At 54.9% G+C, this 14,936-nt stretch carries 14 protein-coding genes and 1 pseudogene; 9 read left to right on the forward strand and 6 right to left on the reverse strand.

Annotation, left to right across the window (positions count from 1 at the left end; genetic code table 11):
• Window positions 1–87: 87 nt before the first annotated feature.
• The 9 genes from AC1Q6Y_RS16775 (at window position 88) to AC1Q6Y_RS16815 (ending at window position 10,823) form a co-directional block, all read left to right on the forward strand.
• Window positions 88–741 (forward strand): hypothetical protein, encoded by a 654-nt coding sequence (locus AC1Q6Y_RS16775; RefSeq protein WP_131726874.1) that lies wholly within the window; start codon window positions 88–90, stop codon window positions 739–741.
• Window positions 738–2,648, forward strand: coding sequence for a TnsB C-terminal domain-containing protein (locus tag AC1Q6Y_RS16780; protein ID WP_057715172.1), 1,911 nt, complete (start codon window positions 738–740; stop codon window positions 2,646–2,648). The genes AC1Q6Y_RS16775 and AC1Q6Y_RS16780 overlap by 4 nt, the downstream gene beginning before the upstream one ends.
• A complete protein-coding gene (locus AC1Q6Y_RS16785) occupies window positions 2,641–3,579 on the forward strand; it encodes a TniB family NTP-binding protein (RefSeq protein WP_057715173.1) in 939 nt (312 codons plus the stop codon). Before AC1Q6Y_RS16780 ends, AC1Q6Y_RS16785 begins: the two co-directional genes overlap by 8 nt.
• Window positions 3,576–5,783, forward strand: coding sequence for a helix-turn-helix domain-containing protein (locus AC1Q6Y_RS16790; RefSeq protein WP_492624819.1), 2,208 nt, complete (start codon window positions 3,576–3,578; stop codon window positions 5,781–5,783). Before AC1Q6Y_RS16785 ends, AC1Q6Y_RS16790 begins: the two co-directional genes overlap by 4 nt.
• A 775-nt stretch (window positions 5,784–6,558) precedes the next feature.
• Entirely contained in the window at window positions 6,559–6,942 is a 384-nt protein-coding gene (locus AC1Q6Y_RS16795) for a tautomerase family protein (RefSeq protein WP_340316213.1), read from the forward strand.
• 28 nt (window positions 6,943–6,970) lie between these two features.
• Window positions 6,971–7,558 carry a TetR/AcrR family transcriptional regulator gene (locus AC1Q6Y_RS16800; protein ID WP_223502143.1) on the forward strand — a complete coding sequence of 196 codons (588 nt, stop codon included), beginning with the start codon at window positions 6,971–6,973 and terminating at the stop codon, window positions 7,556–7,558.
• Between the two features lie 182 nt (window positions 7,559–7,740).
• Entirely contained in the window at window positions 7,741–8,706 is a 966-nt protein-coding gene (locus AC1Q6Y_RS16805; protein WP_492624820.1) for a 2-hydroxyacid dehydrogenase, read from the forward strand.
• A 144-nt stretch (window positions 8,707–8,850) separates the two neighbouring features.
• Window positions 8,851–9,918, forward strand: coding sequence for a phosphotransferase family protein (locus AC1Q6Y_RS16810; RefSeq protein ID WP_057715177.1), 1,068 nt, complete (start codon window positions 8,851–8,853; stop codon window positions 9,916–9,918).
• Between the two features lie 137 nt (window positions 9,919–10,055).
• Complete coding sequence (locus tag AC1Q6Y_RS16815) at window positions 10,056–10,823, forward strand: SDR family oxidoreductase (protein WP_007976320.1); 768 nt, start codon at window positions 10,056–10,058, stop codon at window positions 10,821–10,823.
• A 144-nt stretch (window positions 10,824–10,967) separates the two neighbouring features.
• On the opposite strand, the gene AC1Q6Y_RS16820 is transcribed toward AC1Q6Y_RS16815, so the two are convergent.
• The 6 genes and pseudogenes from AC1Q6Y_RS16820 to AC1Q6Y_RS16845 form a co-directional block, all read right to left on the reverse strand.
• On the reverse strand, window positions 10,968–11,189 hold the full coding sequence (locus AC1Q6Y_RS16820; protein WP_139212678.1) for a hypothetical protein: 222 nt from the start codon (window positions 11,187–11,189) through the stop codon (window positions 10,968–10,970).
• A 260-nt stretch (window positions 11,190–11,449) separates the two neighbouring features.
• The gene (locus AC1Q6Y_RS16825) at window positions 11,450–11,617 is read right to left on the reverse strand and encodes a response regulator transcription factor (protein WP_371318495.1); all 168 of its coding nucleotides are present in this window, start codon (window positions 11,615–11,617) and stop codon (window positions 11,450–11,452) included.
• Window positions 11,618–11,641: 24 nt separating this feature from the next.
• Window positions 11,642–12,067, reverse strand: a pseudogene (locus AC1Q6Y_RS16830) (PAS domain-containing protein); the annotation flags it as partial.
• A 143-nt stretch (window positions 12,068–12,210) separates the two neighbouring features.
• On the reverse strand, window positions 12,211–13,104 hold the full coding sequence (locus AC1Q6Y_RS16835; protein ID WP_407516708.1) for a sigma-70 family RNA polymerase sigma factor: 894 nt from the start codon (window positions 13,102–13,104) through the stop codon (window positions 12,211–12,213).
• A gap of 3 nt (window positions 13,105–13,107) precedes the next feature.
• The gene (locus tag AC1Q6Y_RS16840) at window positions 13,108–13,542 is read right to left on the reverse strand and encodes a carboxymuconolactone decarboxylase family protein (RefSeq protein ID WP_492624821.1); all 435 of its coding nucleotides are present in this window, start codon (window positions 13,540–13,542) and stop codon (window positions 13,108–13,110) included.
• A gap of 94 nt (window positions 13,543–13,636) precedes the next feature.
• Window positions 13,637–14,920, reverse strand: coding sequence for a Zn-dependent hydrolase (locus AC1Q6Y_RS16845; protein ID WP_218498239.1), 1,284 nt, complete (start codon window positions 14,918–14,920; stop codon window positions 13,637–13,639).
• Window positions 14,921–14,936: the final 16 nt, after the last annotated feature.

Here is a 14,936-nt window from a genome sequence, read left to right on the forward strand (position 1 = left end):
TGCGCTTGTCCTGTTTCTTTCTGAGTTGCGTTGACCGAAATGGCAACGAAACCAGGCGATAGGTTTTCCCTCGGCGAGGACCAAACGATGAAGACCGAACTGTTCTTTCGACAACCCGAGTCTGTCCGCGACGTGGAGGTGCGTCTAATCAAACCACGGCGCTGCGGATCGCCCTTTCAGCAATTGGTGGTGTTCCAGTCAAGGAAAAATGGCAACCATTTACGGATGTCGCCCACCCTGCTGGATTTCTGCCTAATGCTGGAACGCAGACGCGACATCCGCTACTACCAGCCAACCCCATACACGTTGATTCAGCCCAGCCGGGCATTTCGGTACACCCCTGCCGTATGTGCCTATGGCGATGATTTGGGGCTGGTTTTTTTCGAAACCGCCAGGTTTATGTCCGACGGCTGTGAAGACCAGCTCGTTCGTCATGAAGACTGGTTCGGGGAGATGGGCTATCTCTTCTGCCCCTGTCAGCCGTATACGAACATCAGCTACTGCGAACTGCTTCAATGGCGCTACCTCTACAGCTATTCCTTCAGCTTCAAGGCACAAGGCTCCAGCCTCGCGCTGGATCTCCTTAAGCATCACAACAGCTGCACGGTCCAGGAACTCTTGGACGCCGGTGCTGATTTCAGCGACATTGCCTACCAACTCTTCTACGGAGGAGCAACCGCCGACCTGCGTCTTCCCATCACTCGCACGTCAGCCATCGCGTTAACGAGTGCACGGTCATGAACAACGAAGCAGATGGCCTCGAACTGATTGTCGGTGAGGAGTACCGCTACAACGGGCATGTCTACGTGATCGCGAACGTGTCCTGCGGAGTCGTTGAACTGCACAGCAGCACGCAACCATCGAACATGCGCCTGCAGAAGCTCGAGCGCCTTGAGCAAGCGGCGAAACGCCAACGGTTTGTACAGGTGCGTGAAGCTCCGTTTTCTGGCCGATACCACCAGATCGTGGCAGCCCTCAATCAGGACAGTCGTGCGGCATTTGATCGCCGCATTGCATATGTGCGAGCCGCCGTCGAACGATTCAATAGCCGGTTGCCAAGGCAAGCCTGCAAAGCACTGATCGCCGAGGTGCAAGACATCATCGGTGACACCAGCCCGCCGTGCTTCAACACACTACGCAACTGGGTGCACCGCTACCTGGAACGCAATGAATCGGTGACCGCATTGATTCCCTTGAAAAAGCTACACAAGGATCAATGGGAGCGACTGCCGGAGATCACTCGAGAAACGATCGAGGAGTGCCTGGACAAGTACTACTACATGGAGGAACCCGAATCGGTCAGTGACATTATTGGGGCGATCCAGTCCGCGCTGGAAACATACAACGCGCTTCGACCGCCGACTGACCAGCTCATCATCCCGTCCGACAGCACCCTCCGTCGACGGATCAAGGAAAATGGTGAGTTCCGCCGTCTGCTGAAACAAAAAGGCGCCCAGGAAGCAATCAAGGCCAGCCGATGGAGCGTGAAGCTCAGGCGTCAATATCGCCTCCTGCAGCGAATTGAAGGGGATACTCATTCTCTGGATATCGAACTGGTCAATGAGCATGGGGACACCATCGGCAAAGCTGCGCTTACCGTCTTGCTGGACGTCGCGTCTCGGCGTGTGATTGGTTGGGACATCTCGATCAACCCCCCCTCGGCACAGAAAACGATCCGCGCACTCAAGGACTCCCTCCACCGGGTGGGTGTCGGCGAAGAATACCGGCTGGACAATGGCTCAGAGAACACCAAAAAAGATGCGCTTGATGGTCTCTTCCCCTTGCTCGGGCCCAATATCACATACTGCCGGGTTCGGCGCCCCAACGAAAAACCTTACGTAGAGCGTTGGTTCAAAACGCTGACGACTGGGCTCACACACAGGCTGCGCGGTACCACCTTCTCCTGCCCCGAGGAGCGCGGCGATTATCCTTCAGAGAAAAAGGCGATCTACACCCTTGAGGTCATTAAGAAACGCTTCGAGGATTGGCTGGAAAATGTCTATCACAAGCGTCGGCATCGCGGGATTGGCACGTCGCCAAACAAAATGTGGGCCAAGCTAGCAAAGCAGCAACCGCCCTTGCGGCTGATCGCTTCCGAGGACATGTCCCGCCTCTTCTTGAGCCAAACAAGCTCCAAACTCGTCGAAGGCAGAGTCCGTTTCAAAAACCTTCAATGGAGCTGCGGTGAGCTGAAAAACCTCCACGATCTGGGTACCAAGGACCAGCTTCTCACCATTTTTTACGACGCAAGCGACCTCGGGGAAGTGGTGGTTACCCACCCCGATTACCCCGAAAAAGAGTTCCGCGCCAAAGGCTGTGAAATGAGTTATCAGGACGGTCTCACCCTAGACCTGCATCTGCTGTTAAACGCCGCTCAAAATAAGGAAGCTAAGGGACTCGACTTCAAAGAGGCACGCGACCACAGAACTCGCATCATGCAGGAGCGCTACGACTACGAACACAAACGAGGGCGCCGTAAAGCTGCACAAACGGACGAAAAAATTGGTCAGGCATGCCCTGCGTCAGAGACCACTCGCACTGCTCCGTCCATTGGACATCACCGCCCGACCACCGATAACGAGAAGTTCTTTGGTATGTACGCCGCGCCCGCTGTAGGCGACGTCTCGGAGGTTATGAAAAATGATTGATATTAGCAAGCAACTAGAGACTTTCGAGGCTCAGATCATCAACTACAAGGCCTATAACCTTGCCTACATGACTGTCATGCGATCTATTCAAGCCACGCAAATGCGAGGTATCCCGTCTTGCGTAGTACTTGTAGGAGAGTCTGGATGTGGAAAGAGCACATTGGCGCACCAAATCATGTCAACTTACCCCTCGCAGAGTACGGGGGAAGATGATCGCGGGATATGGAATAGTCGACCTACAATGTACTGTGGGCTTCCTACCAAAGCGACGATCAAATCCTTCGCCAAAGCTCTCTTGCAATCACTGGAATTTGAAGCATATTCCGGGGATGCATTTGAACTGACTCAACGCGCTCTCCGACAGATTTTACTACAGAAGGTGGAAGTGGCATTTTTAGATGAGTTTCAAATGCTTGCAGACAAAAAAGCAGAACAGGCATGTACTGATGTGATGAACTGTGTCGCACGACTTGTAGATCGTACCGGCATCCCGTTCGTCATACTTGGCACGCCAGACATTGAAGGTTTTTTTTACAAAAAAGGCATACTTCGGCGTCGATTTCCTTTTTTTGCCCGCCTCGACCCCCTCCAACTCGAACTTACAGATCAAAATTCTGACTTTCAAATTGTGTTGCGTGGACTTGATAAAAAAATGTATGAAATCGGGCAATTGGAGAAAGGCGTCCATTTGCATGAGCCTGAAATTGCGCTTCCATTATTTGTTGCATCCGGAGGAATATTGGAAGATATAAGGCTGCATTTGTCGAATGCGTTTTCCTTCTCACTGTATCGAGGAGACGCAATCTTACGGCGTGAAGATTTTACATATGCTTTTGAAATCACACGGCATGACAACTGTATTTTGCCGGCGGGGAATCCTTTTGAGGTCACTAAAAATATCCTGGTCGAAATAACGAGCGGCGACAAATGAAAATTTCCTACCTTTCCTTCATACCTTTTCCTTTACCCGACGAGAGCCCCATTAGCGCCATTCAGCGTACCGCCAAGGAAAACGGGTTCAAACATTGCCGTGCTCTACTGTCCTACCTAAATAAAGCGACACACCAATCACCTTACGGTAATATTTTGCTGGCCAACTCGGTAATATCTAGGACGCTTCAATCCTTCGCGCCGGAATATGCCGAGCAGATTAGTGCCAACTTTTACTCACCAATACACCCACTTATCAAGCATTCAAACGCGATAATCAATGGAATAGAGATTCGATATTCAAACTTAAGGTTCGAAGGTTCTGCACTCTGTACTCAATGCTGGAAGGAGGGGTATGAAAAATTCCCAAAGGACATAAAGCTATTCTCAGGCTGTCCTTTCCACAATTGTGCTTTCTTATTTAACTGCCCATCGTGCGGCAACAGAATAAAATGGAAAATTCAGCTCTCAGACGTTTGCAAATGCGGCGAACGCTTGATTAGCCCGAAATTGTCAAACTCGGAAAATAGCCTAAACAAATATTTACTTAAAATATTTCAACTAGGTGACACCGAGCAAGTAGTTACCATTCAACGAATTCTTACATATTTGGAGCTTGAAACCTCCACTTGCGACGATAATGTGAAACGCGCTCGGCGCGCTTTAGCGATAGCGCTTAGCCAAGGAGACGTGGAAAACATAATAAATTCAATCCATAGTTGCCTACCGAGCAGTACTGCAGAAGAAATTGATTTTATCTTGTTTTTTATAAAAGCCGAACTCAGCGAGACTATCGCAGCTACACTCCGCCAGCAATTACTTTTGACAACAATGGAGCAGAAAGCTTCTGTAGCGGAAATTACACTAACCATAAAAAATCTAATAAAGTATATAGGGATCTCAGCAAGGGCTTGGTATCCATTAAAACACCAGTATTGTTTATTTAAAGGAAATGGTCGAGCAGCAAAAATCAACCTCAAAGAGGCAATACAGTTGAAGAAAACCGTAACTGCCGATCTACAACCTCGAGACGACCTTGGTCAGAAGACCTTAGATTTACGTCGCAAACACGTTTTATCAATCAGCGCTGTTAAATACATGACTGATATCCCGGAACAGTCGATTAAAATATTGGCGCTAAACACGAACCTTTTGGGTCTAAAAAAGCGCTACATCCGGCAAATACAACAAGGTTCAGAATTGCTATTTGGCCGAGCCAGGATTGATGCTTTTAACCAGCGTTACGTGTGCAGTCACTATCTATCACGCAAATGGAATATTCCAATCTGCGAGATTAATGATGCAATATCAACGCACCATCTTCAACTCAAAGAATGCAACTTCATTAAGGAGACCATCATTATTAACAAATCATTTTCACAGCGAGTTTTCTCCATCGTAAAACAAAGTCATCCCTGCTCCACTCACAGCGCGAAACGGTTTAATCTCTTACGAATAACACCGACAGAAGCTTCAGACTACTTAACAAATTCAGAATGCGCTAAAATGCTAGGTATTTCCGCAGGGGAAATAATGTATTTAATCAGAGAACGAATCATCCCCTGCCATTATAAGGGTAGCAAAGGACGCTATCTTATTTCTAAGCAAGATGCGTTAGACTTCTCCAGAAAATATCTGCGAATTTCAGAACTATCAAAGCAGCTAAATATATCGCCTATGAGAGTTTCACCATTCCTTTCGTCTGTTGGAATAATGCCAGTACACGGCCCTTTGGTAAACTCTGGAAGAAACCATTTCTACAGCAGAACCGGAATTTCCGCCCGCACCTTAAACTCTCTAATAAAACATCAGCACGCAACAGCACAGCCACCAAAACCTCGATTTGATACAGAAGATTTAAATTCTGAGTTCTGTATAAGCGTAAACACAATCTGCAAAAAATTTTCAATTTCAAAGAATATGTTTTATGCATATTTTATTAAAAACGAACTAATTTCTTACAAAACATTTAGAACCGGTAGGCACATCACAGAAAAAAACGCTGAAAAAGTATGCAAAATTCTAAAAAATTATGTCCCTTATGGGATGGCCGCGGCAATACTAAATGTCCCCCGAGGCTATTTTAGACAGCTAGTCTCAAGCAAAAAGTTCATTCTAGATGATTCCATGTTTCATCCGGCAAAAAATCCAGGGCTCGTCTCACTCAAACAAATCGATGAGCTTCGCTCAAAAAATGCTGATTAGCTAATTTTTTCCGGTTATAGCTTAAAAACCGGTTGAACGACTCGGCATTCAAGACTGTAAAAAATTCTTTTATGTCAGCCCACAAGTATCAACTTTTAGTAACAGAGATGAGCATGCGAAGTATCATCCTTTCCTATACACCTCCGCTCCAACAACTCATGATTAAATTATACGACCTATCGGATTCAAAAGTATAACTTGTGCCGAACCCGGGCAATCAGAAATTAAATGCTGCCTGGGATATCTTACCGACAACATGATCATCAACAGCCCCTCTCATGATCATGGTTCAGCGCGCTCTCCTTCCTCACAGAATTCTTTCAGCTCTCCCTTCGCGTCGCGACTTCTTGGGTATCAGCCTCCAGGTTTAAAACTTGCGATAGCGATGAGAAGTTAGTGTCGGCTCTTAACTTATCAGAAAATTCCATCGAAACGGTCGAATGCTCCGGCGTACCAAACAAAAATACTACATCAAAGGCCTGTACCAATTTTTTTGAAAAAAAATTAACCAAAATTAATGAAAACTTGCGCGCTCCACGCCCATATATTCGGAGCGCTCGTGCCAACAAATAAAGGAACCCTATGCTTGCTCGCGATAGCTGCGGCACATCCAACATCTACTTGCCAGACACACCGCTATCGCGAGCAAGCTCGCTCCCACAAGGAATTGCAGTGTTTTCGAGGCTACGTTTCATCGCCAGACAGCATCCACCGCTTGATAAAGGTCTACCATCATGTATTTTTAACCGACCTGCATTCCTTCTGGAGTCTGCCCATGCCACTGGTTCGCGTCGACATCCAAAAACACCGGGACCCCACCCACGCCAGACGCATCGGGCAACTGATCTATGCCGCCATGCGCCAGACCATTGGCGTACCTGAACACGACAACTTCCAGATCCTGGCCGAACACGACGAGCAGCATTTCATCTTTGATCCCGAGTATCTGGGCATCAACCGCACCGATAACCTGGTCGTCATCCAGATCACCCTCAACGAAGGGCGAACCCTGGAGCAGAAAAAAAACCTCTACAAAACCATCGCCGAAAGCCTTAATGCAGAGCTGGCGGTGCGCCTGGAAGACGTTTTCATCAATCTGGTGGAAGTGAAAAAAGAGAACTGGTCGTTCGGCAACGGGATTGCCCAATACGCCCTCTGATAGTCCACCTGCAAACCGAGAATGACCCATGCCCCGAGTTTCCCGCAAACAAGCCGACCTCAACCGCGAGACTATCGTCGATGCCGCCACCCGGCTGTTTCGTGAACGCGGCTTGCACGGGATCAGTGTGGTCGATGTGATGGCCGCCGCGGGCCTGACCCACGGTGGCTTCTACGGGCACTTCGAATCCAGGGAAGCCCTGGCGCAAGAGGCCAGCGGCCGGGCTTTCGAGCAGGCCGCGCAACGCTGGTCAGGACGGGTGGCCGAACATGACAGCAAGGACGCCGCCCGCCGTGCCGTGGTCGAAACCTACCTGTCCAACGAAAGCCGGGACAAGCCGGGCGACAGCTGCCCGGTGGTGGCCTTTGCCGGGGACATGTGCCATGAGGCCGCCGAGAGCGGACTGCGCCAAACCTATCTGCAAGGCCTGAACAACCTGCTCGATTCCCTTGGCTCGCTGCTGGACGCAGAGGACGAAGCCGGCAAACGGCAGCAGGCGCTGGTGCAGTATTCGCTGATGTTCGGTGCGCTGATGCTGTCCCGGGCCACCCGAGGCGACCCGCTATCGGATGAAATTCTCGAAGCTGCCCGGGCCGCCCTCACGCCGTCGAAGTAAATCGCCCGCCCCCACGCAATAAAAAGATCGCAGGCATTACCAGCTCCTACACTCAGCGCAGTGTCCACAATGGCGCAGGAGCTGCCACGGACTGCGATCGCTGGTGGTTGCCAAGCAGCCCTGAAATCAGCAATCTCAAGTGACGTTCGAGCCGATTTTTCGATGCCCACAGGGAGCCAAGCATGCCTGTAACCGTTCTGGTACTGGTTGAAACCATCAATGAGTACCTGCCTATCCTCGAACATCAGGGCTTTCACCTGATCCTGGCCCCGACGCCCGCCGAGCGCGCCGAAGCCATTGCCCGCCACGCCGGGCAGATCGACGCCGTCCTCACCCGTGGCCCGTTGGGGCTGTATGCCGATGAAATCGCCGCCCTGCCCAACCTCAAGATCATCTGCGTGATTGGCGCCGGCTATGAACACGTCGACCTGCAGGCCGCAGCGAACCGGGGCATCACCGTCACCAATGGCGCCGGGGTCAATGCCTCGTCCGTCGCCGACCATGCGATGGCGCTGCTGCTGTCGCTGGTGCGCGACATACCCCGCTGTGATGCCGCCGTTCGGCGCGGTGAGTGGCCGAAGATCATGCGTCCTTCCCTCGCTGGCAAACGCCTGGGCATCCTCGGCCTCGGCGCCGTCGGCATGGCCATCGCCAAACGCGCGGCGAATGGCTTCGATATGGCGGTGAGTTACCACAATCGCCAGCATCGCAGCGATGTGCCCTACACCTTCTGCTCCACCCCCACTGAACTGGCCCGTGCTTCGGACTTTTTGATCGTCGCGACCCCGGGTGGTCTCGGGACCAGGCACCTGATCAACAAAGCGGTCCTTGATGCCCTGGGTCCCAACGGGTTCATCGTCAACATCGCCCGCGCCAGCGTGATCGTCACCACCGACCTGATCAGCGCCCTTGAACAACGCCGGATCGCCGGCGCCGCACTCGACGTGTTCGACGCCGAACCGAAGGTGCCGGATGCACTCAAGACCCTGAGTAACGTGATCCTCACCCCCCATGTCGCCGGGCTGTCCCCGGAAGCCACCCAGGGCACCGTCGAAATGGTGGGCAAGAACCTCGTGGCGTTTTTCTCCGGCCAACCGGTGCTCACGCCGATCGAACTGCCGGCGGCCCAGAGCCAGCTCGCCCATTGATGGCGATTCAAACAGCTGTATCAAAAACAATGATTGGCCGGCAACACGCTCACCTATAAGAGCCGCTCGCGGTTGTAGGTGAGCAGTGTGCGCATTAGATTAGCCAATAGTTTCAGGCCTCCAGAATAAGCAGAAGGGATAAGCATGGCGCTTACTGACCAGTCCACCCGTACCCGCACCGGTGAAGAGCTCGATGCCGGCCTGATCGATCCGTACCTCAAGGCCCATATTCCGGGGCTCAGCGGCTTGCCACGGATCAGCCAGTTTCCGGGCGGCGCTTCAAACCTCACTTACTTGCTGGAATACCCCGAACAGGAATTCGTCCTGCGTCGCCCGCCCTTCGGCCACAAGGCCAAGTCGGCCCATGACATGGGCCGTGAATTTCGCATCCTCAATCAACTGCGCGACGGTTTTCCGTACTGCCCGAAAGCCTACGTGCACTGCACCGACGAATCGGTGATCGGTGCCGAGTTCTATGTCATGGAACGGGTCAACGGCATCATCCTGCGCTCGGACCTGCCGCCGGAGCTGGGCCTGGATTCGGCGAAAACCGAAGCCCTGTGCAAGAGTTTCATCGACAAGTTCGTGGAACTGCATCGCGTCGACTACAACGCCTACGGCCTGGGTGACCTGGGTAAACCCGAAGGCTACGTAGCGCGACAAATCAAAGGCTGGAGCGATCGCTACGAAAAGGCCCTGACCCCCGATGCGCCACAATGGGAAGCGGTCAAGGCCTGGCTCAACGACAAGATGCCGGCCGACCATCCGACCTCCAGCATCGTGCACAACGACTACCGCTTCGACAACGTGATCCTCGACCCGAACAACCCGATGCAGATCATCGGCGTGCTCGACTGGGAACTGACCACCCTGGGCGATCCGCTGATGGACCTGGGCAACACCCTCGCCTACTGGATCGAAGCCGATGATCCGGCGCCGGTGCAGATGATGCGCCGCCAGCCGAGCCACGCGCCGGGCATGCTCACCCGCCGCGAGTTCGTCGACTACTACGCCGAACGCTCGGGCATACGCATCGACAATTTCGACTTCTACTACACCTACGGCCTGTTCCGCCTGGCTGGCATCGTGCAGCAGATCTACTACCGCTTCTACCATGGCCAGACCCAGGACAAACGCTTCGCGCAGTTCATTCACATGAACAAGCTGTTGGAGCAGATGAGCTTGCAGGTCATTTCGAAATCCAGCCTCTGACCGTATGCGATCCCTGTAGGAGCGAGCCCGCTCGCGAAGATCGTGAACGATAACGCGCACTGACCGGCCTCAACTGAACAGCGTTAGCCGCAACACGGCATTTGACTCGATAACAAGACTTTTCATAAGGGAATCCCATGTCCAAGACTCAGTTGTTCGACCTCGACGGCAAGATCGCTTTCGTCTCCGGCGCCAGCCGTGGCATCGGTGAAGCCATCGCCAAACTACTGGCCCAGCAAGGCGCCCACGTGATCGTGTCGAGCCGCAAGCTTGAAGGCTGCCAGCACGTCGCCGACGCCATCATCGCCGCCGGCGGCAAGGCCACCGCCATTGCCTGTCACATCGGCGAGATGGAACAGATCAGCCAGGTCTTCGCCGGCATCAAGGAACAGTTCGGGCGCCTGGACATCCTGGTCAACAACGCCGCGACCAACCCGCAGTTCTGCAACGTGCTGGACACCGACCTCAGCGCCTTCCAGAAAACCGTCGACGTGAACATCCGCGGCTACTTCTTCATGTCGGTCGAAGCCGGCAAGCTGATGCGCGAAAACGGCGGCGGCAGCATCATCAACGTGGCGTCGATCAACGGTGTTTCACCGGGCATCTTCCAGGGCATCTACTCGGTGACCAAGGCGGCGGTGATCAACATGACCAAAGTCTTTGCCAAGGAATGTGCGCAATTCGGGATTCGCTGCAATGCCTTGCTGCCGGGTCTGACCGACACCAAGTTCGCCTCTGCACTGGTGAAAAACGAAGCCATCCTGAACACCGCGTTGCAACAGATCCCGCTCAAGCGCGTGGCTGACCCAAGCGAAATGGCCGGCGCAGTGTTGTACCTGGCCAGCGATGCTTCCAGCTACACCACCGGCGTTTCGCTGAATGTGGATGGCGGCTTCCTGTCCTGATTGTCTGAACAGTACAAATCCCTGTGGGAGCGAGCTTGCTCGCGATGGCGGTATCAGATTCAACATCGATGTCGACTGATACGCCGCTATCGCGAGCAAGCTCGCTCCCACAGTCGGGGTTGTTGCACATCGCAGCGTCCGGGCTTACTGCGTGACGCAACGAGTCGTGGTGGTGACTCGGGTCACCTGCCCGTCTTCAGCCCGTACATCGCCCAGGACATCGGTTTTATCCATGGCCTGGCAGGTGCGTTCAGGAGGGGGTGGAGTGACCGCTGGAGGGGGTGGAGGACTGGCACAGCCGCCGAGGATCGCCACGCAGAATGCCAGCGACAAGGGTGAGATAACGCGTTTCCCAAGAGTTTTCATAGGTTGACCCGCGATAAGTGATAGACACATTTTTGTGACAACAAAACCGGCGCGCAAAATCCATGCACCTGTCAAAAAAATAAATATCTGCGAATCATTTATAGCCCAATCCGTGACCAGTACCCGTAAAAGCTGACAGTTCTTACATCACCGAATCAGGGCGCTGCAAGGAATTGCTGTCCAGTTCGTAACGCAGTTCTTCGATCAATGCGGTGACCGATAGTGCGTTTGTAGGTTAACCCTGCCCCTTCGACCGGGATTCACCAGAGAACAGTCCCCCGCTCCCGCGCCCAGACAATCGCCTCGCTGCGGCTGTGCACATTGAGCTTGGAGTACACCGTCGCCACATGGTTGCGCACTGTGTTCGGTGCCAGTTTCAGGCGCGCGGCGATGTCCTTGTCGGCCAGGCCTTCGCAGATCAGACCCAGTACATCGCGCTCACGGGCGGTTAGTTGCCCAGTGCTGGCCCGGTCGGTGACATCGTCCATGATCAAGACCAGCGACTCCGGTTTGCCACGGCCGTCAACCAATACCAGGCTGCGCACGCGATGGACCCAGGTGTACGCTTCGTTCCCCGCCGATGTCACCTCCACCAGCACATCGCTGAACGTCTCGCCACGGGCCACCCGACTGATCGGATAGCTGTCGGCCGGCACGAGGTGATTGTTGCGATAACGCAGGGCGAAGCGTTTGACATAGGCCTTGGCGTTGCTGCCCAGGTCGCTGATCTGCGAGGCACCGTGCATGGCCAGCGCCGCCTCGTTGGCCCACAGGATTCTCTGGTCGGGATCGAGCAGAATCACCCCGTCGGACAAGCAGGCGATGATTTGCTGCAACTGGCGACGATTGGCCTCCGTGGAAAGGACGTGCTGGCTCATTTCGACTCCACAAGTATGGTGCCCCTGTGAAGAATACGACCGCCGGAGTTTTGGTTAGTGCAACGAACCTTGCGGGAGCGGGCTTGCTCGCGGAAGCGCTGGAGTTGGTCAGCGAAAAGCCTGGAGGGCCGGTGGTCCTTTGACTATTGCACGTTAAAGGACGCGTCAAGCCCCGCCAACTTGTCCGGATTACGCATGATGAAAACCCGATTCACCCGCCCGGTTTCATCGAAAGCAAACGTCATCGACGCGGTGATAACACCGTCGGCCTTGATGATGGCGCCTCGGGCCCCATTGATTTCAACGGGCAGCCATTCACAGGTTTGCCAATAGGCGTGCAACGACTGGCCAATGAAATCCAGCACGCTTTCGATGCCAAACAGCGTTTCACGGATCGCCGAAGCCTTGCCGCCGCTGTCGGCGCAGAGTTCGACGTCTTCGCTCAGCATCACGCTCAAGTTCGCCGTGGAACCACTGGTGATGGCGTTGTGGAAGGCACTGAGCAACTGGTTTTGGCGCGCAGGTTCCGGTTGATAGCGGGCCTGGGCACTGCCAAGACTCGCCTTGGCCCGAGACACCAGTTTGCGGCAAGCGGCTTCCTGCACCCCGACCGCATCGGCAACCTGCGGGTAATCCATGTCGAAGATTTCGTACAGCAGGTACGCGGCACGCTCCTTGGGTGTCAGCCGCTCCAGCAACAACACGAACGCGGTGGACAGCGACGAAGCCAGTTCATGCATGTGTTCGGGTGAGTCCTGATGCGCCGTGTGGATCGGCTCCGGCAGCCAGGTACCGATGTAATCTACCCGGGACTTGTGCGCCGACCGTAGCAGGTCAATGCAATGGCGAGTGCACGCGGTGGTAAACCAGGCGGCCGGCGTGGCGATGGAGGCCCGGTCGGCCTCCAGCCACTTGATGAACAACTCTTGCACCGCATCTTCGGCTTCGGCGCGCGAACCGAGAATGCGATAGGCCAGACCAAGCAAAAAGGGCCGCCGCTGCTCGAACACAGTGGCGGCGTTTTCAGCGCAGTTCATCAATCAGTGCCTCGACACCTGCAAGCGGTTCCACAGGTTGATCATGCCGATCTCGGCCGTCAAGGCGCCGATCTGTTCGTCATTGAAATACGCCCTCAGTTCACCGCGCAGGCTGGCGTAATCGGTTTTTTCATCCAGTATCGTCAAGGCTTCGGTCCACGCCAGCGCGGCGCGCTCCGCAGCGCTGAAATCACTGACGTGACGCCAGACGATCAGGCGATCCAGACGCTCGTTGGTTTCATTGGCTTCCCGGGCTTCGCGGGTGTGCATTTTCACGCAAAAACCGCATTGGTTGATCTGCGAGGCGCGCAAGTGGATCAAATGCTTGAGGGTGGGGTTGAGGTCATGATGATCGAGCGCGACATGGACCTGGGTCAGGCTTTCGAAAACCTGTGGAATCGATTGCAGCAGGTTGACCGCTTGGGTGTTGGACGACATCGTGTTGCTCCACTGATTGAGGGATTCAACAGGATGACGATTGAGGGTTGGGGTTTGTGACGTGCGCTGATTCATTCAGCGCACGTCACTCGGTTCAAGCAGCCAACTCTCCCTTCGCAATCGCCGCCGAAGCCGCCAGCATTGCCCGCAACAGCACCGCACACCCGGCCGCCAGGTCATCCGGCGCGGCGTTTTCGATTTCGTTGTGGCTGATGCCGCCTTCGCAGGGCACGAAGATCATCCCGGCCGGGCCGAGTTCGGCGAGGAAAATCGCGTCGTGGCCCGCGCCGCTGACAATGTCCATATGCGACAGGCCCAGGCTTTGGGCGGCGCCGCGTACCGCTTCGACGCAGCCCTTGTCGAAGTACAGCGGTGGGAAGTCGGCCGTTGGCGTGAGTTCGAAGGTCAGGCCATGTTCGTCGCAGGTGGTTTCGATGACTTCACGCACTTCGGCAATCATCGAGTCCAGGCGCGCCGGTTCCAGGTGCCGGAAGTCCAGGGTCATGCGCACTTCGCCGGGGATGACGTTGCGCGAGCCGGGATAGGCTTGCAGGCAGCCGACGGTGCCGCAGGCATGGGGTTGATGGCTGAGGGCGGCGCGGTTGAGCGCACCGACGATCACCGCGGCGCCGACCAGGGCGTCCTTGCGCAGGTGCATCGGGGTCGGGCCGGCGTGGGCTTCGACACCGCGCAGCTTGAGGTCAAACCATTTCTGCCCGAGGGCGCCCATGACCACGCCTATGGTCTTGCGTTCGTCTTCCAGTATCGGGCCTTGCTCGATGTGGGCTTCAAAGTAGGCGCCGACTTTGTGGCCGCTGACTTTGCGCGGCCCGGCGTAACCAATGGCATTCAGTGCCTGCCCCACCGTCACGCCCTCGGCATCGACCTTGGCCAGGGTTTCCTCGAGGGTGAATTTTTCCGCGAACACGCCGGAACCCATCATGCACGGGGCGAAGCGCGAGCCTTCTTCGTTGGTCCAGACCACCACTTCCAGCGGCGCTTCGGTTTCGATGTTGAGGTCGTTGAGGGTACGCAGCACTTCGACGCCGGCCAGCACACCGAAGCAGCCATCGAACTTGCCGCCGGTGGGCTGGGTGTCGATGTGGCTGCCGGTCATCACTGGTGGCAGGTCGGGATTGCGCCCGGGGCGACGGGCGAAGATGTTGCCGACGGCGTCGATGCTGACGGTGCAGCCGGCATCGATACACCATTTGACGAAGATGTCCCGGGCCTGGCGATCCAGATCGGTCAGGGCCAGGCGACACACGCCGCCCTTGACCGTGGCGCCGAGCCTGGCCAGTTCCATGAGCGATTGCCACAGGCGGTCGCGGTTGATGTGCTGATGGCTGGACTGCAGAACGTCTACGGCCGCGTTCATGATGATCTCCTCAGGC

Source organism: Pseudomonas sp. GW823-FHT06E10 (genome assembly GCF_058794995.1).